At 64.1% G+C, this 21,297-nt stretch carries 23 protein-coding genes; 16 read left to right on the top strand and 7 right to left on the bottom strand.

All coding sequences use genetic code 11. From position 1 onward, the window contains the following. The first annotated feature begins 8 nt into the window (after nucleotides 1-8). The 5 genes from ACWEO2_RS28250 (at nucleotide 9) to ACWEO2_RS28230 (ending at nucleotide 4,459) form a co-directional block, all read left to right on the top strand. Nucleotides 9-1,046, top strand: a complete 1,038-nt coding sequence (locus tag ACWEO2_RS28250; protein WP_452408161.1) for an alpha/beta hydrolase — start codon at nucleotides 9-11, stop codon at nucleotides 1,044-1,046. Beyond that, entirely contained in the window at nucleotides 1,043-1,933 is an 891-nt protein-coding gene (locus tag ACWEO2_RS28245; protein WP_452408092.1) for an alpha/beta fold hydrolase, read from the top strand. Before ACWEO2_RS28250 ends, ACWEO2_RS28245 begins: the two co-directional genes overlap by 4 nt. A gap of 301 nt (nucleotides 1,934-2,234) precedes the next feature. Next, nucleotides 2,235-2,720: an anthrone oxygenase family protein gene (locus ACWEO2_RS28240; protein WP_452408091.1), complete on the top strand. Its 486-nt coding sequence runs from the start codon at nucleotides 2,235-2,237 to the stop codon at nucleotides 2,718-2,720. A 414-nt stretch (nucleotides 2,721-3,134) separates the two neighbouring features. Then, a complete protein-coding gene (locus ACWEO2_RS28235) occupies nucleotides 3,135-3,740 on the top strand; it encodes a hemerythrin domain-containing protein (protein ID WP_452408090.1) in 606 nt (201 codons plus the stop codon). Between the two features lie 86 nt (nucleotides 3,741-3,826). Beyond that, entirely contained in the window at nucleotides 3,827-4,459 is a 633-nt protein-coding gene (locus tag ACWEO2_RS28230) for an MspA family porin (RefSeq protein WP_452408089.1), read from the top strand. A gap of 676 nt (nucleotides 4,460-5,135) precedes the next feature. On the opposite strand, the gene ACWEO2_RS28225 is transcribed toward ACWEO2_RS28230, so the two are convergent. Then, nucleotides 5,136-5,666 carry a MarR family winged helix-turn-helix transcriptional regulator gene (locus ACWEO2_RS28225; protein ID WP_452408088.1) on the bottom strand — a complete coding sequence of 177 codons (531 nt, stop codon included), beginning with the start codon at nucleotides 5,664-5,666 and terminating at the stop codon, nucleotides 5,136-5,138. 127 nt (nucleotides 5,667-5,793) lie between these two features. On the opposite strand from ACWEO2_RS28225, the gene ACWEO2_RS28220 reads away from it, so the two are divergent. From ACWEO2_RS28220 to ACWEO2_RS28210, 3 genes are all read left to right on the top strand, one after another. Then, complete coding sequence (locus tag ACWEO2_RS28220; protein WP_452408087.1) at nucleotides 5,794-6,129, top strand: hypothetical protein; 336 nt, start codon at nucleotides 5,794-5,796, stop codon at nucleotides 6,127-6,129. 134 nt (nucleotides 6,130-6,263) lie between these two features. Next, nucleotides 6,264-6,794 (top strand): anthrone oxygenase family protein, encoded by a 531-nt coding sequence (locus tag ACWEO2_RS28215; RefSeq protein ID WP_452408086.1) that lies wholly within the window; start codon nucleotides 6,264-6,266, stop codon nucleotides 6,792-6,794. A 361-nt stretch (nucleotides 6,795-7,155) separates the two neighbouring features. Continuing rightward, on the top strand, nucleotides 7,156-7,524 hold the full coding sequence (locus ACWEO2_RS28210) for an antibiotic biosynthesis monooxygenase family protein (RefSeq protein ID WP_452408085.1): 369 nt from the start codon (nucleotides 7,156-7,158) through the stop codon (nucleotides 7,522-7,524). Between the two features lie 179 nt (nucleotides 7,525-7,703). On the opposite strand, the gene ACWEO2_RS28205 is transcribed toward ACWEO2_RS28210, so the two are convergent. Beyond that, on the bottom strand, nucleotides 7,704-8,537 hold the full coding sequence (locus ACWEO2_RS28205) for an SDR family oxidoreductase (protein WP_452408084.1): 834 nt from the start codon (nucleotides 8,535-8,537) through the stop codon (nucleotides 7,704-7,706). Between the two features lie 113 nt (nucleotides 8,538-8,650). Between ACWEO2_RS28205 and ACWEO2_RS28200 the strand changes: the two genes are divergently transcribed. Next, on the top strand, nucleotides 8,651-8,809 hold the full coding sequence (locus tag ACWEO2_RS28200; RefSeq protein WP_452408083.1) for a hypothetical protein: 159 nt from the start codon (nucleotides 8,651-8,653) through the stop codon (nucleotides 8,807-8,809). A gap of 219 nt (nucleotides 8,810-9,028) precedes the next feature. Here ACWEO2_RS28200 and ACWEO2_RS28195 read toward each other — a convergent pair whose 3' ends face one another. The 4 genes from ACWEO2_RS28195 to ACWEO2_RS28180 all read right to left on the bottom strand — a co-directional run bounded on the left by ACWEO2_RS28195 (nucleotide 9,029) and on the right by ACWEO2_RS28180 (nucleotide 12,082). Beyond that, nucleotides 9,029-9,751 (bottom strand): class I SAM-dependent methyltransferase, encoded by a 723-nt coding sequence (locus ACWEO2_RS28195; protein ID WP_452408082.1) that lies wholly within the window; start codon nucleotides 9,749-9,751, stop codon nucleotides 9,029-9,031. Nucleotides 9,752-10,203: 452 nt separating this feature from the next. Next, a complete protein-coding gene (locus ACWEO2_RS28190; RefSeq protein ID WP_452408081.1) occupies nucleotides 10,204-10,938 on the bottom strand; it encodes an SDR family oxidoreductase in 735 nt (244 codons plus the stop codon). A 608-nt stretch (nucleotides 10,939-11,546) separates the two neighbouring features. Further along, the gene (locus tag ACWEO2_RS28185; RefSeq protein ID WP_452408080.1) at nucleotides 11,547-11,696 is read right to left on the bottom strand and encodes a hypothetical protein; all 150 of its coding nucleotides are present in this window, start codon (nucleotides 11,694-11,696) and stop codon (nucleotides 11,547-11,549) included. A gap of 14 nt (nucleotides 11,697-11,710) precedes the next feature. Further along, nucleotides 11,711-12,082 (bottom strand): winged helix-turn-helix transcriptional regulator, encoded by a 372-nt coding sequence (locus ACWEO2_RS28180; RefSeq protein WP_452408079.1) that lies wholly within the window; start codon nucleotides 12,080-12,082, stop codon nucleotides 11,711-11,713. 49 nt (nucleotides 12,083-12,131) lie between these two features. On the opposite strand from ACWEO2_RS28180, the gene ACWEO2_RS28175 reads away from it, so the two are divergent. Then, the gene (locus ACWEO2_RS28175; protein ID WP_452408078.1) at nucleotides 12,132-12,488 is read left to right on the top strand and encodes a DoxX family protein; all 357 of its coding nucleotides are present in this window, start codon (nucleotides 12,132-12,134) and stop codon (nucleotides 12,486-12,488) included. A 454-nt stretch (nucleotides 12,489-12,942) separates the two neighbouring features. Next, nucleotides 12,943-14,373: an aminobutyraldehyde dehydrogenase gene (locus tag ACWEO2_RS28170; RefSeq protein WP_452408077.1), complete on the top strand. Its 1,431-nt coding sequence runs from the start codon at nucleotides 12,943-12,945 to the stop codon at nucleotides 14,371-14,373. Here ACWEO2_RS28170 and ACWEO2_RS28165 read toward each other — a convergent pair. After that, nucleotides 14,354-15,868, bottom strand: a complete 1,515-nt coding sequence (locus tag ACWEO2_RS28165) for a PucR family transcriptional regulator (protein ID WP_452408076.1) — start codon at nucleotides 15,866-15,868, stop codon at nucleotides 14,354-14,356. The genes ACWEO2_RS28170 and ACWEO2_RS28165 overlap by 20 nt on opposite strands. Before the next feature lie 82 nt (nucleotides 15,869-15,950). Here ACWEO2_RS28165 and speB point away from each other — a divergent pair, with 82 nt between their 5' ends. From speB to ACWEO2_RS28140, 5 genes are all read left to right on the top strand, one after another. After that, complete coding sequence (gene speB, locus ACWEO2_RS28160; RefSeq protein ID WP_452408075.1) at nucleotides 15,951-16,943, top strand: agmatinase; 993 nt, start codon at nucleotides 15,951-15,953, stop codon at nucleotides 16,941-16,943. Then, nucleotides 16,940-18,421 carry an APC family permease gene (locus ACWEO2_RS28155; RefSeq protein WP_452408074.1) on the top strand — a complete coding sequence of 494 codons (1,482 nt, stop codon included), beginning with the start codon at nucleotides 16,940-16,942 and terminating at the stop codon, nucleotides 18,419-18,421. The genes speB and ACWEO2_RS28155 overlap by 4 nt, the downstream gene beginning before the upstream one ends. Next, nucleotides 18,418-20,046, top strand: a complete 1,629-nt coding sequence (locus ACWEO2_RS28150; protein ID WP_452408073.1) for a N,N-dimethylformamidase beta subunit family domain-containing protein — start codon at nucleotides 18,418-18,420, stop codon at nucleotides 20,044-20,046. Before ACWEO2_RS28155 ends, ACWEO2_RS28150 begins: the two co-directional genes overlap by 4 nt. Further along, nucleotides 20,043-20,423, top strand: a complete 381-nt coding sequence (locus tag ACWEO2_RS28145; protein WP_452408072.1) for a cupin domain-containing protein — start codon at nucleotides 20,043-20,045, stop codon at nucleotides 20,421-20,423. The genes ACWEO2_RS28150 and ACWEO2_RS28145 overlap by 4 nt, the downstream gene beginning before the upstream one ends. 120 nt (nucleotides 20,424-20,543) lie before the next feature. After that, a complete protein-coding gene (locus ACWEO2_RS28140) occupies nucleotides 20,544-21,107 on the top strand; it encodes a hypothetical protein (protein WP_452408071.1) in 564 nt (187 codons plus the stop codon). Nucleotides 21,108-21,297 lie beyond the last annotated feature (190 nt).

Genomic DNA, 21,297 nt, shown 5'->3' with positions numbered 1-21,297 from the left:
CCGACGCGATCGGCCACCCCATCGCGAGTCAACAGCCATACCGATCGGCACCCAACTATCAGATAAGGACGCCCCAAATGACCGAACAAGACACATCCGAGTCCGTCGAACGGGAGAAGGTTCGATTCGTCAGCGGCGACACTGCATGTGCCGCTTGGCATTATCGGGGAACCAACGGCGCTTGCGTGATCATGGCAGGCGGGTTCGGGGTACCCAAGGAGCCGGCCACCGACCAGTTCGCGAAGCGATTCAACGATGCGGGGTTTGCGGTCCTGGCCTTCGACTACCGCCGCGTCGGTGAGAGCGATGGGCAGCCGCGCCTCGCGTTTTCGGCCAGAAACCAGCTCAACGATTGGCAGGCCGCGATCGACTTCGCCCGGACTCTGCCGGGAGTCGATCCGACCAAACTCGCAATCTGGGGGTTCTCCGCCACCGGCGGTCACATCTTTCGGGTCGCGGCGCGCAACCCGCAGCTCGGCGCGGCGATCGCACAGACACCGAACCCCGACGGTCCGGCCCTGAGCCGCAACGCCATGCGCCACCAGAAGCCACTGGCGATGCTACGTTTCACCGGCCTGGGCGTTCTCGATGCCCTCGGTAGTCTCGTGGGGCGTCCACCGCGATTGGTGCCGCTCGTCGGAGAGCCCGGGACCGTCGCGATGCTCACGACGCCGGACGGAATCGACACCGGACTCGCACTGCGTTCGCACATGTACCCGGACTGGCAGCAGATGATCGCTGCCCGCACCGCGCTTCGCTTCACTCTCTATCAGCCCGGCCGCGCCGCGTCCCAGGTGCAGTCGCCGCTACTTGTCATGGTCTGTGACCACGATCAGACGTCGCTCGTCAAGCCATCCGTGAAGGCGGCGAGCCGCGCTCCACGCGGGGAGGTCGTCGAAATATCCGGTCCCCACTACGCCCCGTTCTTGGATAAGCACGAGCAGGCCGTCGAAGCGCAGCTATCTTTCCTGCGCCGGCACCTGTTCGATCATCCGGCAGCGGATCACTCCGGCGTTCCCCATACCTCGCGGGAGCGAACGGTATGAAGCAGATCGAGCTGTCCGCGGGGACTATCGACTACCAGGACACCGGCGGTGACGGCCCCACGATTGTGCTGCTGCACGGATTGATGATGGACGCTTCGCTGTGGGATCGACCAATTGCCGAACTGTCCGTCGACCACCGATGCGTGGCGCCGACATTGCCGCTCGGCGCGCATCGGCACGGGATGCACGCCGACGCCGACCTGTCTTTGCCCGCGATAGCCCAGCTGGTCGCGGAATTCCTCGACCGCATCGACCTGTATGACGTGACCCTCGTCGGCAATGACACCGGCGGCGCGCTTGTCCAGCTACTCATGGGCGATGGCACCACACTTGCGCGACAACGCGTGGGGCGCGTCGTACTCGTCTCATGCGAGGCGTTCGACAACTTCCCTCCCGGGCTGACCGGCAAGCTGCTCATGCTCACTGGAAAGCTCTCGCCAGCGTTGTTCGGGCTGTTCATGCAGCAAATGCGGTTCCGGATACTGCGGCAGAGCCCGCTCGCGTTCGGGTGGCTGACCAAACGCGGAGACGCAACGGTCGCCGGTTGGATGGAGCCGACCTTGACTCAGCCGGAGATCCGTCGCGACGCAGTGCGAATGCTGCGAGCGGCGGCGGCAGATACGAGCTTCTTGCTCGCCTCGGCCGAGTATCTGCCGAGCTTCGACCGCCCTGCCCTCGTGGTTTGGGCGGCCGACGACCGGGTAATGCCACCCGAACATGGCAGGCGCCTCGTCGAATTCCTCCCGCGGGCACAGTTGATCGAGATTGCAGATAGTTACACTCTCATCCCACTCGACCAACCAGCGAGACTCGCCCGGGTCATCCGGGAGTTCGCTGACCCCTCCCACACAACCGAGCCGCCGCGCGGAACATCCCGGTCAGCGTGACTCGCCGTGCATGTCGTGTTTTGGAGGATTCACTGGTTCGACGTGGGTGGGTATCCCGATCTCATTGGGGCACAACGGTTTGAGCCTAGTGGTGAGCGAGACAGTCATGGGCCGAGCTCCGTCGTGATGCGGCAATGGCGGCAGAGGTGATGACGCTGGTTCGCTGTGAACGTGTCGTCGACGCCGGGGCCCGACCGAGATCCATTTGCCACGTCGGATACTATCTGCTTCATATAATATTGAATTCACATTATTTGACCGGCTCTCCCGCATCGGTTGCCCAGTAAGGAGTATCAGCATCATGGGTCCTGCCGCCAAGGTTGCTCGGTTCGCCGGGCCAGTGTTCACCGGTCTCTATGCAGGCTCTCTGCTCACCCTGCTGGTCCTCGAATTGGAGCTGCGGCGCTTCGACGGCTCGGTGTACACGCAGGTAGCGCAGATCAATCTCATTGGGATCCCATGGCTTTCCGGTGCAACGTTGATTCCCGCGATGCTGTGCGCGGCGCTCTCGGTGGTCGTCACGATCCGGCGGCCGGGGGCGGCCAAGTGGTGGGCGCTATCCGCGTTGCTGCTGTTGTTGACCGTGTTCGCTATCTCCTCGGCGATCAACGTTCAGATCACCGCCGCAGAAGGTCGGTGGACCGTCGGGGCGCCGCCAGCAGACTGGGCTGTTCAACGAGATCGCTGGCAGGTCGCGCACGCGATCCGCACCATCGCCGCCACCGTCGCATTCGTATGTCTGAATGTGCTCGCGGTCTCGGGCCATCGACAAACCGGTAAGGCCTGACCGGCTGCGGGCCCGCACCACGCGCCAATCAAACCCGGCGATCGATGCCGCAACGGCAGAGTAGGGCCGGAATTTGCGGCGGGGACACCTGTTGGTCCGACCGCGAAGTGGCAAGCATCACTCGATATGATACGTATATCATATAGTATCTGTTTCAAAATAATTGATATGATTCTCGTGTCTTACGGTTCCTGCGGCGACTCGTGTGAGCGATTCACCGGGCGGAGGAGGTCGCGATGATCGTTGCTATCCCCGTGGCCGGACGATTGGTCGCTAAGGCGCGTCCATGCTGCTGGATCCGGGCGTCGCCATGTCGGCGGTAACCCGAATTCGAACGGCGACCTGACCACATGAGCGTTCGTCCCGTCGGAGCCGAACAGACGCATCTGTCCTGTCGTACTCGAAAGGTCTGTTATGCCTATTGATTTCGCCGTCATGTACGCGACGCACGATGCCTTCCGCCGCGACCTGAGCCGACTGGCCGCGGCCGCGGAGTCCGGTCTCGCCGACTCGCCTGGTGTCCGCGCCGGATGGGCGAATTTCAACCGTCAACTGCATGTTCATCACAGCGTCGAGGACGCCGCGCTATGGCCGCGCGTGCTCGACGCGCTGCCCGATCGCCCGCACGACCGGGCACTGATGGCGGAGATGCAAGCCGAGCACGCGGCGCTGGACCCAGCCCTGGCCGCCGTCGAGAAGGGGATGCGCCGACAGTCCGCCGATGTGCCGGAGAGCATCCACAAGCTGACGGAGATTCTGAGCCAGCACATGGCACACGAGGAAAGCAGTGCATTGCCACTCATCCAGGAAGTCCTGACTCCGAAGGACTGGGATGCGTTCCGAGGCGCAATGGCCCGAAAACAGGGTCCATCGGGTGCCGCGGTCTATATCCCCTGGGTTCTCGATGACGCAACGCCTGAACAGCGGCGTCGTTTCCTGGCCGCGATGCCCGGTCCGGTCGCCCTGATCAACCGGTTGCTGTGGGAACGCCGCTATCGCAACCAGCAATGGTGGCACTGATCCGGGATAGCCATGCACCCGACGGAAGGCATTGGTTCCACGTAGGTCGGCGTTGGGTCGCCTACAGAAGTTACGGAAGGACATTGATGAAGGGCTCGATTGCAGCGTTGCTGTCTGTATCGGTCGCCACGATATTCGGCACTTGCGCCACTGCTTCGGCGGATCCGATCGCGGACAAATCTCGCGCTGTCGGCACCGTGGACGGCTGGGAACTGCAGATCACGAAAGTTGCGGAAAGTGTTGACAGGCAGCCGAATCTGGCTGATTCGCCGTTTACGCACGAGGGTTTCGTCAGCCTGACGGCGGCCGCTGATATCACCGGAACCGGGCGAACAGCGGTGAACTCCGGGACAGTACAGCTGGGGTATCAGTTGGGCTGCCAGGCCGATGTCACCAACGGTCTCACTGCCGGACTGGCCGCCATGGCAGGACCGAATGTGATGGTGACGGTCGCACCCGCGCCAGGAGTCGCGGTCGGTGCCGGCGCACAGCTCATGCCGAGTTTTGCAGTGAACATCAAGCCCGGCACCATCACCTCCATTCCGCTCGGCACGAAGATGCTTGCTGGAGCGCACGGCTCGATATCTATCGATCAGGTAGAAATCAAGATCGACGGATGTCTCGGTCAGGTCAGTCTGCGTTCCTTCGCGATCGTAACGATATCCACAGCTACTGCCGACAATTCGACAGCCGTTTACGGGGACCCGACGTGGTTGTGATGTGCACTCCGCGATGCTGGCAGGGCTGGATCCTGGCCTGGTGCGTTTCGGCATCGACGGTAATCGCGGCGGCGTCCGGACACGCAGCCCCGATTGTTCCCGCGCCCCCGAACGCGACATGTGAGACCTCGGACTCGGCTAACAGATGCGACGCTCCTGTCCCAGCCGAGCAGCAGGGTGATCAGGCCCCACGATTGGATCCTGCACCTGTTCCGCCCCCGATCGTGCCAGCGCCGGGGCCTGGCATTCCGGCCAGCCCGCCTGCCGCAGCACTGGTTCCGCTGTCACCTGGACCCGGTGGCGACGTGCCGATCGTCCCGGCAAACGATTCCTAATCGGGATGTCAAGTGCGCTTCGTGGCTGCTTTGTCTGGACTCAGGCGGCGATCGGCAACGGCCTTCAGTCGATTCAGTGTCCGCGCGTCAACATGCGCCGACGACACCAACTGCATTGATCCACTCGGTACGACCGGCTCCGGCACCCACTCGCCCGCTAACTCTGCCCTCCGGCCCGTATCGAGCTGAGTAGGTCGAGGCGGATGCGGCGGCGACCTTCGTCAGCCAGCAGCAACGTAACCAGGCTGCGGGTCGCACCAGACTTCGCGATCAGGACCGTCTGCGTGACGACCTGCTGTCGGGAGTTCCGCGGTTGGCATCAGTCGTTACTTCCTCGAGTGTCACGGTGTCGGCCGGTTGTTACCTGTTGGATCGGCGTGTTCGGCTGATGTGGTGCGGGCCGTGTTTTGTCTGCGCTGCAGACCGGGATGTACACCAGGAGGCAACCCGGCGTGTGTGGAGACGCGGCGCAGCAGTCGCTTGAGCTGGGTCCGGTCGGCCTCATCGAGCGGGGCGAGAATTTCGTCCTCGATCGCATTGGCCTCGACCTCGGCGGCTGCGAGCAGCGTGCGAGCGCGATCGGACAGATGGATCGCGTGCGCGCGGCGGTCGGCCGGGTGTGGTCGGCGCTGGACCAATCCCCGTTCTTCCAGTTCATCGACGAGCCCGACCATGGCGTTGCGGTGAACATGCAGAAGGTCGGCGAGTTCCTGCTGGCTGCGCCCGTCGGCGGTGGCGAGATGGTTGAGGATCCCGAAGTGTGCGGGGTCGAGTCCGAGCGGGGCAAGCCGCGTCGTGAACCTGCGCGAGACGTGATGGCCGATCTGGGACAGCAGGAACACCCCTCGATCGTCCAACAACTGATTCGGCACGCATCAACAGTAGCAAGCTAGTCATATTGTCATATAAGATGACAATAACCCACCCCTTGTGCGCCATGCGATGGCTCGCATCGAACGGCCTGCTCGCTTGCGCCGAGCCAGGGTGGTTTATGAGCGGTTGGCCGACGATCTCGGCGTGACCGCGATGACGGTGGGCACCTGGCTCGCGCGGTTTGTCCAGTCGTGGCGGGACGGATTGCGTGACGGTGAGCGGTTGGGGCGGCCGAAGCGTGAGCTGAGGTTGACCGAGGACGAAGCCGAGCGCCAGCGGTGCAACCGAACGGCCAGAAAACCCGGCAACACAAATGGGCTGTTACCTCTCAGCCTCTGCCAACTCCTCCGCTGTCTCGCGACCCGCTGCGCCGGTCCGCAGCAGGAAGTCCGCGATCACTTCGAGCTTCAGCCGCCGAATAACGAGCTCTCTGTGGACGAACAGGATTCGCACACGACATAAGCGATAGCGAGTCAGGCCGCCGCGGTGCCGCCAGGAACGATTTCGTCAAGTGTTACGGAAACCATATGGCACGTAGCAGATCTCATATCTAATATGTATCTCGTATATTACTGAATACAAAGAATGGAGGGATCATGCTCGCCGCTGAGAAGCAGCAGCGTGAACCAACGCTGGCCCGGATCGCCCGACTAATTGGCCTGCTGTTCGGTGGTATTTTCGCCGGGTTCCTCACTACGGTTCTCGTTTTAGAACTTTCGATGCGCGATCAGGTCGGTTCGGTATACGCGCAGGTCCGGCAAATCGAGCTGATCGGCTTGGATGTACTTGCCACGGTGACTCTGCTTCCCGCTCTGCTTGCGACCGCAATTCTCGTCGTGGCGACCTTCCGGAAGAAGGGCGCCGCGCGCTGGCTACCGTCTTTCGCGTTGGTCCTGTTCGTCGGAGTTCTGATCCTGACGGTTGTCGTCAACCTGCCGATCAACGCCGATCAGCGCGACTGGATCGTCTCGATGCCGCCGCCGGATTGGGTGACAGTGCGTGATCGCTGGCAGGTCTCGCACGCTGTACGCACCGTCGCAGCCGTGATTGCCTTCTGCTGTCTGAGTGTCGCTGCGCTTGATCGTCGCCAGTCGTCAGTGGATCGGAGAGCGGCGGACATGGAATGACGGTCGCTACGGCTTGACTACCGTCGAGGCATTTCGTCCGCGGCCTCTGTAACGCGGGCCGCGCGCCGCCGTCGCTGGAATCCGGCCACACCTTCAGCGACGCCGTCGACGAGGCCGGGATATGCCGGGAGGCGGCAGCGCCGCACCAGCTGGCATCGTCTGGACGGCGACAGATCTGGCATCTACCTGCCGGCCGGCGCGCCGAAAACGCCTGGCAGCAACTGTTCGACACCGCCCACGCCGCACCGCCGGCGGCCTGGCCCCATCCATCCCGCCCACGCTGGGCGGCCGACCAGGAGCTGGCTGATTCCGCGCGTCATCGCAGTAGCAAACTAACAGGATTGTCATCTAAGATGACAATATGACTCTTCCTACCGGCCACATGGCCTCCGGCACCGAACAGCCTGTGACACTCATCAACGCCTTCTCCGTGCCCATGTCGCAGAAGGACCGCTTCCTGAGCCGTTGGAAGGACAACGCTCGGTGTATGACGTCGGCACCAGGATTCATTCGCGCCCGAATGCTCCAGGCGGTGAGTGGCAACGCCGAGCTGACGTTCATCAATGTCGCGGAATGGGCGAGCGGTACGGCACTGGACGCGGCGCGAACCGATCCGGAGTGGCAGCAATCGATCCAGCGGATGAACAACGACCCCGAACTCGACGTCACCGCGCGACCGATGGTGTACCGAACCGCGATCGACGTAGCGCCCGGCGACACGCTTCAATGACGCGGCAGCCCGCGGCGAGGGTCATGAGGGCGCAACCGGCGTCGACGGGTTCGCCGCCGAGCATGGACAGCGTGACCGGAACGTCGGCGGCCTGCACGGTCTCGGCGATAATGTTGGCCGGGCGTGCAGGCCGATGGAGGAGCACCCTCCGCCATGCGTCGGGAGCTGAATACTGCGTGTTATGACCAGTCATCCTTGTGGTCGGCTACCCAGGTGGCAAACGGGAGAGCCGGACGGCCGAGGGTGTCCTCGACATTGGTGGTCACCGCGATCGGCCGTTTGATCTCGCGGGCGTATCGAGCCATCAGGGCGTCCACGAACTGCTTGTCGAGTCCGTGCGCGATCATGCCCTGGGTGGCCATCTCGGAGGGGATCTCTTGAAAACCCAATGGCCGGTCGATCGTTTCTCCGATAATGGCGACAAGCTGGTCCATACGCAGCGCCTCGGGGCCGGTGATCGGGATCTTTCGGCCGAGCAGTGAATCATCGACCATGGCACGTGCGATCACGTCGGCGACGTCCCACTCGTGGATCAGTGGCTCAGCGAATTCGGCGAATGGACCGAACACCGTGTCGCCGTTGGCCACTTGACCGGACCACATCGAAAGCGTATTCATCGCAAACGAACTCGGCCGTACGCTCACCCACGGCAATCCGCTGTGCACAACCGCGCGTTCGACCTCGGTATTGCGGTCGCCGTTGAACCATGAAGGCTGCAGCGACACTTCGTCGTCGGCGTTGATCGCCGACATCACCACTACACGTCCGACGCGGTGTTCGGCGGCGTGGGCGAGCAGTCTCGCGATGTCGTCCTTGGTCGCTCGTGGATGAATAAACAGGGAATCGACGCCCTGCAGGGCGGAGTCGAGATCGTCGGGTGTCACGGCGTGGACCCCTTGGGGCAGGCTCACGGTTGGCTGTCGGGTCACCGCCCTGACCTGTGCTCCGCTCGCAAGGAGTGTGTCCATGAGCGGGCGACCGATCACCCCTGTTGCGCCGGTGACGAGATACATAGCAGCTCCTTCTCGAGTTGGTCCCGGATCAATCCGGCTGACTCGAACCAGCCTATCCCATAAGATATGAGATTCATATAACGTCAAAGACGTAATTGTCGAGGCTCCGGTGTGTGGCCGGTGTCGAGCAAGGCGTGAGCCGCAGTGTCGGTCTCATCGAAGGTCTGTTCGAGCCGCCGGGTCGGGAACCGCCGCTCGGGGTCGAGGTGGCCGGCTCGAGCGCCCCGGCGAAACGCCGCTCGAGCCTCGGCATCACGGCCGAGGTGCCGTAAACAACTCGCCGAGGGTCGAGTAAAAGTAGAGGTGTCCGTCAAGGTCGAGGTGGTCGACGCGCGCAACGCCGCAGCGGGGTCGCCAGCTCGGGCGATCGCGACGGCTCGGTTGAGTTCGACCACCAGGACGTACGCGCCGCCCAGCGTCAACGTCCGATCGAGCTCAGCCGATGCCGCGCCGTATTGGTGCTGCACGAGCCACCCGCACGGGCGAGTTCGTCAGAGTCGCTGTGCTTCCAATGCCCAGACGGGCATCAGCATCATTCCGTCATCGGTGAATTCAGGGTGGAAGTTGTACTGTGCGAACTGATTCAACAACTGCTCGGGCGGCCTGGTGCCCTCCATATGGCCGGCTCGCAGACCGACGATCGACCAGTCCGGCGCCGTGAACGTGGTACGCAATTCGTCCTCCGAGATGGAATAGAGCCCGAAGGTTTCGACGCCGTCGGCGAAGTTGGCGCTGAATTGGATCAACCGGCCGCCGGGTTTGAGCACCCGGGTCAGCGCGGCCACATGCGCGCGGCGCTGCTCGGGATTCAGACAGTGAATGAGCTGGCTGCTGACGACCGTGTCGAACTGGTCGTCGTATCCGTCGAGGACGGTTGCGTCGGCGACCTCGAACACCATCGACATCCCTTGCTCGGCCGCCCGGCGGCGTGCCTGGTCGATCGCCGTGGCCGCGATGTCGAGCCCGGTTACCCGGTACCCGAGAGCGGCCAGGTAGATGGCGGTGTCGCCCGGTCCGCAACCGGCGTCGAGAACCTCGCCGGTGATACTGCCCGCCTTCTCGAACTCCACGAGCAGTGGCTGCGGCCTGCCGATGTCCCAGGGCACCCGCTCGAAGCTCAAGCCCTGAGCGGCTGTCTCGCCGCGGTACAGCAGGTCGAAGTCGACCCCGGCTGATTCGTTTTCGCTGTTCGATACTGCACTGCTGTCGGCCATCTGGCCCGGTCCTTTCTGGCAAAGTGGTCGCCGTTCGGCGACCGTGAACAATCGGTCGGATGGGCGAACATCCACCTCGGACCGCGTTGCGCCGCAGGACTTCGTAGGCGCATCGCGTGTCCTTGGGAAGGCGAGAACCATCACGTTGCCACCCCAACGCGACGGAATGCGAGCGGGTCCCGAGGTGGCACGGATCCCGTTGGCGCGCAGGAGCTCTCGGGTGCATCCGGCGCTGCCGGCGATTCGATCTCTTCGGCGGTCTTCTCGTGAACGCTGCCGCCGGTCGATTGCTCGCAATGCGACTGCGCGGGTTCCGGTTCGAGTCGCTTTTTGTCTGAACCAATGGGGCGGCGTGAGGGAGTACGCCGGTTACCGACGCGACGAGGCCGTGACCTGTACCCCGCACTGTCAACGGCTGAGCCTGTGGGATGTCGCTGAACATGGCCTGCCTGTCACGCTGTGAGGCCTCCGTCGGCAGCGATGCTCTGACCGGTAACCCATCGAGCATCATGAGAGGTCAGGAAACCTACGACATCGGCGATATCCTCGGGCTCACCGAAGCGGCCCAGCGGTGTCCGGGCGACCCGCTCCGTCAACATCTCCTTCATGGGCTGCATCGCATCGGTATTCGTCGGCCCCGGCAATACGCTGTTCACGGTGATTCCCCGTGGCCCCACCTCGCGGGCGAAGGCTCGAACCAGCTGTTCACCCGCCGCCTTGCTCGCGGAGTACAGCGGCGTGGACGGGTCGCTCGCCCGGGTGGCCGACGACGAAATGTACACGATCCGGCCGCCGTCGCGTACCCGCTTGGCGGCCTCTCGGAGCGCGACGAACGTGGCCCGGGAGTTGGCACCGAACGACCGCGCGTAGTCCTCGTCGGACGCCGCAGCGATCGGACCGGCAGCGAACCCATAGGCATTGTGCACGAACACATCCAGTCCGCCATACCGGTGTTCCGCAGCATCGAACAGCGACGTCAGCTGAGCCGGATCGGCCACATCCGCCTGCACGACGGTGGCCTGCCCACCGGCTGCTTCGATCGTAGCGGCGACCTCCTCGGCAGCCTCGGTATTGCTCTTGTAGTTGACGACGACCTTCGCCCCATCCGCGGCCAGGCGCAGCGCGATCGCCCGGCCGATGCTGCGCCCACTGCCGGTGACAACGGCGACACGATCGGTATTCGGCATGAAATTCTCCATTGATAGTGGATGAAGCTCAGTAATCAGCATCGGCCCAATCGGGAACGCATGACTGGAGTCCAGATCGTGGCGGCCTGGCGTTCGGCCGGAGCCGCAATGATCTCGAGACGCTAGCCGAAGCTATCTTACCGAGATGATATTATATGATATCAATATTATCTTATAGAAATATTGTGGCGGTCGCAACCTGAGCGGAGCCAGGTCCGGCCGGGCCTTCAGCAGATCATCGGTTGTGGCATAGAGTGCAGTGGCGAGGGTGTCCAGTTCATTGCTCACAACCTTGATCTACGACACCCTCGCCCCATCGACCGGTAGCGGCATGCCGAATCACCTGTCCGGCAATCAATCTCGCAGAAGACAGGTCACCAACCAAACCGGAACACGGCACTGTCCGATGCGACCACGAACACCACCCGTGACCTGCGAAATCCGAACACCGATAACAACCACAACCGGGCTCTGCATCGGGCTGGACCGCTATCGGGGACCTTCCACGGACCCATACGCAGCCACGACGCCTCGGTTCAAGATCCAAATTGCGGTACATGCCAATTCGTTTGTGCACCAGTACATTTGGTGGCACTCCCGTTGGGTGCTCAGTTTGCAAGATCTTCAAGTTCGAAGATCATGCTGCGCACCTCGGCGTAGCGGGCCAGGTTTGCGACGTCTGCGGCGACGGCCCGACCGATTTCGGAGTCGAACGCGGTGCGTAAAGCCGTGAGATCGTCCCATTCGAGGGTGGCCATCAGGAATCACCCATCTAGTGCGTCGGGTTCGCGGCTGTCGATTCCTGGAAGTCGACGAGTGCTTCTCCGTGCGTCAGCGCCCACTCGGTCAGCATTGCTATCGGCTCCTGGAGCGTCCGGCCGAGCGGGGTCAGGCTGTATTCCACCCGCGGGGGCGCTTCGGCGTACCGCTGTCGATCGATGAGGCCGTTGCTCTGCAGGCGGCGCAGGGTCTGGGTTAGCACCTTCCTGGAGATCCCGCCGGAGAGAGCGACAAGTTCATTGTGCCGCTTGGGGCCGTCTTTGAGCGCGTACAGGGTTACTACGGACCACTTGTTCGCGATGACTTCGATCGCTGTGCGCGCGGGACAGTCGGACATGAAGATGGTTCCGGTGGGAGGGCTCACGATCCGAAAGTTACCAAAGGGTACCTATCGGATCCTTAGCGTTTCCGCCATGCACATCACAGCCCTGATCCTGTCCGTCCTGCTCGGCCTTGCGATGCTCCAGTCCGGGGTGATGAAGTTCGTCCGCCCTGTGTGGATACGCCAGTTCGCCGAAGCGGTCCACCTCACCAATTCACAGCTCAGCGTGCTCGGGAGCCTGCAGATCGCCGCGACGGTCGGTCTTATCGGGGGCATCTGGTTCCCGCCCTTCGCGATCGCCGCCGCGATCGGGCTGGTGCTCTACTTCGCCGGCGCGATCGTCGCCCACATCCGCAGCGGCGACCGGAACATGCTGGGAGCCGTGGTCTTCCTCGTGTTTTCGATCGCGACGTTGGTCGTGCTCTTTCTCAATGTTGTCGTCGCCTGAGTAGCGTCGGGGGCTGGCGTGGTGGCGTCGCCGCCCTGTTCCCAGCTCCCGCCACATCGACCCGTACGTGCAGTTCTCCCGAAGCCCTCGTCGATGTGACGGATCCCTGTCTTCTCCGCCGATCTATTGGGGCTCCAAAATCCCTGCACCATGGGCAGATTGGCAACCCGGCACCGACCACGCGCCATCGGCTCGAACATGTGGAGAGCCGGATGCGCGGAGACATGCGCGTCCGGGTTCGGAGGGCGGGCCGTAGAAACCCACTGTGTCGAAAGACCGGCAGGGCACTGCGGTCCGACGCCTACACCATCGGCGGCTCTCGTCGCAGGATCTCGCTCGCCCGACGTAGCGTCGAATAGACCGCATGACAGTTGTACACGGCGTCGTAGCGCTGCGCGGCTATCGCTGCGCACACTCGACCTGATCGCTCCCCACATGGATGGACAGTTGAGACATGGCGAGTCGTGTGCTCGAGAATTTCATTGACGGCAAGTTTGTGGCTTCGGAATCGGAGGACGTGCTCGAGCTGGTGAATCCGGTCGACGAGACCGTCACCGGTCAGGTACCGGTTTCGACCGCGGCGGAGGTCGATTCGGCGGTGGCCGCAGCCGCACAGGCATTCCGGAGCTGGGGCGCAACGACGCCCCGGGAGCGTCAGACGGCTCTACTGAAGCTGGCTGATGCCATCGAGGCGCACAGCTCCGAGCTGGTTGCGGCGCAATGCCGCAACACCGGGCAGCCGAAGGCTGTGATCGCCGCGGAGGAGGTTGCGGCGGGAGCCGACCAGCTGAGGTTCTTTGCCGGCGCGGCCCGTCTGTTGGAGGGCCGGTCCGCGGGCGAATACGTCGAGGGGTTCACCTCGTATACCCGCCGCGAACCGATCGGCGTGGTCGCTCAGATCACGCCGTGGAATTACCCGTTTCTCATGGCGATGTGGAAGATCGGTCCGGCACTCGCCGCCGGGAACACGGTTGTCCTCAAGCCGAGTGATACAACCCCCGACAGCACTCTGGTCCTGGCGAGGCTGACCCGGGGACTGTTGCCGGACGGGGTTTTCAACGTGATCCTCGGCGACGCGACGAGCGGCGCTGCGCTGGTGGCGCACCCGGAGCCGGGCTTGGCGTCGATCACCGGATCGGTGCGAGCCGGGATGGCGGTCGCGGAGTCGGCCGCGCGCGGACTCAAACGCGCTCATCTGGAACTCGGCGGCAAGGCTCCGGCCGTGGTGTTCGCCGATGTCGATATCGAGTCCACGGCCGCTGATATCACGCAGGCGGCGTTTTTCAACGCGGGTCAGGACTGCACCGCTGTCACACGCGTGCTGGTGCACGAATCCATCCACGAGGATCTGGTGCAAGCGCTGGCGAAGAATGCCCGGAGCCTACGGCCGGGGCAACCCGAGGATCCGAACAGCTTCTGCGGCCCGCTCAACAACCGTCGCCACTTCGATTCCGTGCTGGAGACCATGGCCGCGCTGCCTTCTCATGCGACGGTCGTAACCGGAGGTAAACGGTTGGGAGACAGCGGGTTCTTCGTCGAGCCAACCGTCATCACGGGGGTGTGCCAGAGCGATTCGATCGTTCAGGAGGAGGTCTTCGGTCCCGTGCTGACGGTCCAGCCGTTCGTCGACGAGGCCCAGGCCATCACCTATGCCAATGATGTGCGCTATGCGCTGGCGTCCAGCGTCTGGACACGTGATCACGGCACCGTCGAACGCATGGCGCGCGCGCTGAATTTCGGTGCGGTATGGGTGAATTGCCACATGGTGCTGACCGCGGAGATGCCGCACGGCGGATTCAAGCACTCCGGCTACGGCAAGGACCTGTCGATGTACAGCGTGGAGGAGTACACCCGCATCAAGCACGTCATGAGCGCACACCGCTGATCGGCGCGGCGAGGGTATCTCGAGCCTGGAGGGCGAGCCACAGCTCGTGCCGGGTGGCGGCGGGTTCCAATGACCGTCGCAACAGCTTCTCGATCTTGGAGATTCGGTTGCGGACGGTGTGGCGGTGAACGCCGAGCCGCTCGGCCGTGGCGTCCCAGGTGCCGTTCGTATCGAGCCAAGCCCGGAGGGTGCTGACCAGTTCACCGGTCTGATCGGCGATATCGATCGGCGCGAGCGTGTTCTCGGCGAACGCGGTGAGCACGTCGGGGGAAGCGATCGACAGCAGCAGACTGCTGGTGCTGCCTTCTCGCGAGGTGGCCGGCCGCCCGAGCCGAGCGCTCACGGGCAGGAGGGAACGCGCCTGCTGCACAGACAAAGCCGCCAGCTCGGGCGCGACAGTGTCGCCGATACCGGCGGGTTGTTCGGCAGCGAAGCGACGGAGCAGCAACGGCAGATCCGTACCGTCGATGACAATCGCTTCGACGCCGCTACCCAGGGTGCGCACCAGACCGCCGGGCAACGCGTATGCCAGATCGGCGGCGAGTTCTTCGGTGCGTCCCGCAGGGGGTTCGATGGCCAATCCCACGACCGAACTGGTGCGAATGCCCAACTGGTCGAACATGTCTCGGATCGCGCTCGCGCCCGCGCTCGGGGCGAGGACCTGATCGAGAGCCAGCGCCCGTGCGCGCCGCTCGGCGTCGCCGGCCAGATACCGTTGCTCGAGTTCGAGAGTGACCAATGAGGTCAAGGCCGATTTCATGAGCCGGATTTCGCGGGCGTCCGCTTCGACCAGCAGGGCGTAACCGCGCACCCGGCCGGCGCCGACCGGTTGCACGCTGAGCGCCCGTCCGGCGATGTCGGTTACCGAGCTGCCACGCAGACCGTGCGGTGCTATTTCATCGATGAGCCCGCGTGCGGCTTCCATCAAACGGTCGGTCTCGTCGCCGACGGTGGCGATCGCCCGGCCGAGCGGGTCGGTGATTATCGCGGGCAGGCTCGTCAGCTGGAACCACACTCCGATCAGTCCATCCAGACCACCCCCAGATGCGGCCGCGACCGTCAACCTTCGCTGCACGGCGAGCGTGCGTTCGAGCACCTGTCGTTCTTCGGCGGCATGAGCCGCGAAAACCGCCTTGGTGATGGCAATGAACGGAGTCTCGTCCGGCACCAGCAGCAGTGGAATCCCCTCGGCCTCAGCGGCTTCAACGAGGGCGGTCGGCGCTCGCTGATACGGCAAGCCATGCCCCAGCCCCAGCGCCAGCGCGCTCGCCCCGCCGTCGACCACATCACGAACAAAGTCGCGCCATTGTGTTTCGTCCGTGGACAACTGCAACCCGGCAGTCATGAGCAGCTCGCCGCCCTGCAGCCAGCTACCCGGCCGCAATAGCTCAGTTACATGTGCGGCGTCGATCGTGCGGTGGACTGCTTCTTGCCCGGCGATCAGCTCGAGCCGCAATTGTGCCAGTTCGAGCAGGTCTGCGACAGTGAAAGGCATAGACACAGTGTCCATCAGGTTCGTTGAGGTTTCTACATTGCGTCGATGGCTGGTGGCTCCGGGGCCCACCTAGCATCTTGCCATGTCATCCCAGCAATCCCTCGGCCCGATCGATGCGAGCCGAGTTCCCCGGTACTGCGGCCCGGCCACTTTCGCCAGACTGCCGCGTGTCGACGAGGTCGCTCGGACCGATGTCGCGATCGTCGGAGTCCCCTTCGACGCCGGGGTCAGCTACCGACCGGGAGCGCGCTTCGGCCCCGGACACGTCCGTGCGGCCAGCAAGCTCCTGCGACCGTACAACCCGACGTTGGACGTGCATCCGTTCGCGGTCCACCAGGTCGCCGATGCCGGAGACATCGCGGTCAACCCCTTCGACATCGACGAAGCCGTCGCCACCATCGAGAGCGAGGCCCGAAGCTGGCTGTCGAAAGGAACACGCCTGCTGACCATCGGTGGTGATCACACCATCGCTCTGCCACTGCTGCGCGCGGTCGCCGCTCAGCACGGCCCGGTGGCCGTTGTGCATTTCGACGCGCACCTCGATACCTGGGATACCTATTTCGGCGCGCGCTTCACCCATGGCACTCCCTTCCGACGTGCCGCGGAGGAAGGTCTGCTCGACCCACGTCGCTGCCTGCACGTCGGAGTCCGTGGCCCGCTCTACAGCTCCGATGATCTGCGGTCCGACGAGTGCCTAGGTTTCCAGGTGGTGCACGCCGACGACTATCAATACGACGGCGTTGTGCAGGTTGTGGAGCGAATCCGCAAACGGCTCGGCACTGGTCCGGTGTACATATCGCTCGACATCGACGTACTCGATCCCGCCTTCGCGCCCGGCACCGGCACGCCGGAAGCCGGCGGCCTGTCCAGCCGAGAACTACTCGCGACCCTGCGCGGACTGGTCGGGCTCGACGTGGTGGGCGCGGACATCGTCGAGGTCTCACCGGCCTATGACCATGCTGAGGTCACTGGGATCGCCGCAGCACACGCGGCCTACGAACTGCTCTCGGTGCTGGCCTGCAATCAGGCGGGCCTCGTCCGGAATTCGTCGGCGCGCTCGGAAGGGATCCGTTGAAACACTCCGAAACCGGTGTGACCGCCGGGACGCAGCCCGCATCTACCGAGCTCAGATCCGACGTCGTCGGCACCACCGATCTGGTGTTCTTCGTACTGTCCGCCGCCGCACCGCTGACCGTCATGGCCGGTTTCGCGGCGCTCGGGTTCCTGATCGCCGGTCAGGTCGCGCCCGCCGGATATCTGATCGCGGGGATCGTGTACGTCGTGTTCGCCGTCGGCTTCACAGCCATGAGCAAGCACGTCCGCAACAGTGGCGCCTTCTATGCCTACATCAGCCGGGGCATCGGACCCACCATCGGCGCCGGGGCGGCCATGGTCGCCTATCTCTCCTACGCTCTCGGCCAGATCGGATTCCTCGCCGCCACAGGCGTTTTCGCATCCGAGGGAATCGCCCTGCTCCTCGGAGCCGCCGTGCCGTGGCAGATGACGGCGGTCGTTCTCGGATCGGTTGTCGCGTTGCTGTCGTACCTTAAGGTCGATATCGGCGCGAAGGTGCTGGCGGTCTTACTGCTGACCGAGGTGGGCGTCCTGTTCGTGCTCGCCATCGCCGTATTGATCCGCGGTGGACACGAAGGGCTTTCGGCGGACAGCTTCAATCCCGCGCACCTGATGACCGGATCGATCGGCGCGCTGTTCGCGGTCACCTTCGTTGTGTACATCGGATTCGAGCAGACCGCCATCTACAGCGAAGAGGCGCGAGACGCCCAGCGCACCGTCCCGCGCGCCACCTACATCGCGATCGTCGTGCTGGCGGTGGTCTACACCTTCATCTCCTGGACGATTCTCATGGCCGCGGGCCCGAGCCGCCTGGCCGAACTCCTGGCCGGCGACCCGTCTCAGCTGGTGTTCGACCTCAATACCGAATATGTCGGCGCGACAATGACTTCGGTCATGCAGGTGCTCATCATCACCAGCTTCTTCGCCGGCGCGCTCGCGCTGCAGAATGCCGGGGCCCGGTATCTGTTCGCGCTCGGCCGTGACGGGGTGCTGCCGGCGTGGTTCAGCCGCACCGGGGCACGAACCAAGACCCCGCAGTCGGCCGGGCTCGTGCACACCCTGGTGGTGGTCTGCACTCTGATCGGCTTCGGCCTGACATCCCTTGACCCCTACACCCAGATCGTGCTGTGGACCAATACCCCGACGCTGGTCGGTGTGATGGCGCTCGAGATCGCCGTCTGCATCGCCGTGATCCGCTACCTGCGGCACGCCCCGGGCGGGGAAACGCTGTGGCAGAGGCTGATCGCACCGGGACTGGCGACGATTCTGCTCGTTGCCGTGATGGCGCTGCTCATGAAGAACATGCCGATGCTGACCGGCCTCGGACCGGTGGGTAACGCGATCATGCTGTCGCCCTTGGCGGTGGGATTCGCAATCGGAGTCGGACGAGCCTTGTGGCTGCGCGCCGCGGCACCTGATCGATACCGACGCCTATCCGGCAATACCGAGACCCTACCCACAGCAGAGGTGGTTCGATGACCGAACAGCAGCGGCTTCCGCGACACGCCTGGTCCGTGCCGGGATGGCAGTGCGAGATCCCAGGGGGCGATCCTTCGACACCCGAAATCTGGTGCTACACAGACCAATTCTCCTACATCACGGGAGACTCGGTCGCGGTGCACGTGCACACCACCGCCGAACGCTACAGCCTGGAAGTGGTGCGCGACGGAGCGCATCCGGAGATCGTGTACCGGCTCGACGACCTGCCCGGCGAGTCCCACCCGACCCCGGCCGACAGCTACGCCGTCGGCTGCGGCTGGCCCGTCGCGGTGCGCATCCCCATCGCCGAGCAGTGGCGCTCGGGCATGTACCTGGTGATCGCGCGGATCGAGGTCGAAGGTCGGGTCTATGAGCGCGAACACTTCTTCGTCCTGCGGTCCGCCGTCGCCGGACGTACCCGATACGCGCTGATGCTCACCACCGCCACGATGACCGCATACAACGACTGGGGCGGCGCGAATCACTACCGCGGTGTCGGTGACGATCCGGAGGTCGACATCCCCGCGCCGGTGGTGTCCACGCAACGCCCTATCGCGCGGGGGATGCTGCGCAAACCCGTTGGCGCACCGCGCAGCCGACACGAGTACACCCCGCCACCGTTTTGGCAGCCACATCACGAGGCATACGAGTGGGCGTTCGCCAGCGGCTACTCCCGCCATCACGCCGACGCGTTCTGGGCAACCTACGAGCGGCCATTCGTGGTGTGGGCCGAGAGCCATGGCTACGACTTCGACTACCTGACCCAGGACGACCTGCACTTCCGTCCGGAATCGCTCAGTGACTACCGATGTCTGGTGATCGTCGGGCACGATGAGTACTGGACAGCCGAAATGCGGGACACCGTAGACGATTTCGTCGACAACGGGAGCAATGTCGCCCGCTTCGCCGGCAACTTCCTCTGGCAGGTCCGCCTCGACGACACCGGCGCTACCCAAACCTGCTACAAGATCCCCGCCTTCGACCCGCTCCATGCCACCGATCCGAGCCGGGTCACTACCGCGTGGGACGCTCCGATCGTCGGTCGCCCGGGCGCGCAGACCATGGGTTTGACCGGTTTCGGCGGTGTGTACAGCCGGTATGGCAACGCGGTACCGCGTTCCAGCGGTGGATTCACCGTATATCGGCCCGAGCATTGGCTTTTCGAGGGCACCGATCTGTACTACGGCGACGTGATCGGTGGCGCTCCGGTATGCACCGCGGCTTTCGAACTCGACGGTGTCGATTACACCTTCCGGAAGGGGCTGCCCTACCCGACCTTCGAAGACGGGGCTCCGGACACCCTGGAGATCCTGGCGCTGGCTCCGGCCGTCGTCGGCGCGGAAGACCGATGGAACGGTGAGGTCCCGCTCGGCGCACCGGCATTCGAGGCGGACATGCTGCTCCCGTTTCTCTACGGCGATGACGTACCCGAATACCAGCGTGATCGCCACTACGGCGCGGGCATGGTCGGCGTGTTCACCCGCGGCGCAGGCACGGTTGTCAACGCCGGATCCTGCGAATGGGTCAACGGCCTCATCGAACGCGATTTCTGCACCGAACAGATCACACACAACGCACTGCGCCGGCTCGGCGCGATCCTGGAAGCGCAAAAGGGAAACTCATGACCATCGGTGTCAAGGACGTGCGCGCCATCGGTTTGGGCATCGGCACCCGAGTGGTGCCCGAGTGGCCCGAAGGCTGGACCGCCTCCGCAGACTGGGCGGAAGTCGAATGGCGCGGCTGCTCCGACGCCACCGGCCGCATGATCGGCAGTGCCTGGGAGGGGCAACCGGGTGTGCTGCGGGTGGTCGACTACCCGGTCGACGAGATCTGCGTAATGCTCACCGGCAGTGTCGCTGTGATCGACGATACGGGCGAGCGGCGAGTGTTCCGCGCCGGTGAGGCATTCCTGTTCCCGCGCGGATTCACCGGGCAATGGGAGACGCTCGAGCCCTCCTCCAAGATCTTCGTCGTCTTGGAACCCGCCCCGGAATCCGCGTAATCCGCGCGGCCTCGAACGTGATCGGGGGAGCGTCCTGCAATCGTCTCGCCTCCGATCACCTTGCTGCACAGCATATTTCGGCTGGCAGCACAGAAAACCATGTTGTCTGTAGGAGATACAGTGAACCACCGTACCCGCATCATCGTCGCTTCCGCGATGACCGCGACCTTGATGACCCTCACCGCAGAGGTGGCTACGGCCGCCCCCGCACCAACCACGCTGACGGCCGCAGAAATGGAACCGACCAACCTCAGCGCCGACACCTCGAGCAGTGCCATGCCGTCGACGCTGCCGGTGACGCAGGATCAGACGAATACTACTGCGGTGCAGCCGCTTTCACCGTCTCTCGGGGGTTCGGCCCCGGTTGCGGCAGTCGACGGTGCGAATCCGCAGGCCGATATCGACAATGCGCTGAGTCAGGCTGGCAACGAATTCATGCTGGCCGTGACAATGGGCACCATGGCCGGTGGCGTGGTGGGGCTCGTGGGTGGATGCGTCGTCGGCGCGGTCGTCGGCGCGATCGGTGGCTGTATCCCTGGCCTGGGGATCGGGGCAGCCGTCGGCCCCATCATCGGTGGCCTGGTGGTTGGCGTCCCGGTCGGGATCGCTGCCCTGGCGCAGGCATACAACACCTTGCACGCCGCCGGTGACATCAGTGCCCCCGTCGCAACGCAGATCGGCTGACATCGCGATGAGCGAGCGAAGGCCCGGCCCTCGGTCCTGCACAGCGTAAGCGTCGCGCATGCGGAACAACCGGCTCGTCGATACGGGTCGGTTGTTCTCCGTTCACGACCTACCGGTCGTGGCGGTCAAGCTGGGAACCAGCGTGCTGCGCATCTGAGTCTCGTTCTGGCGATGAGGGTTGTGAATGGTC

The sequence above is a fragment of the Nocardia sp. NPDC004278 genome (assembly GCF_053602975.1).
The sequence above is the reverse complement of the archived record's forward strand: the minus strand, read 5'-3'. Positions and strand labels throughout refer to the sequence as shown.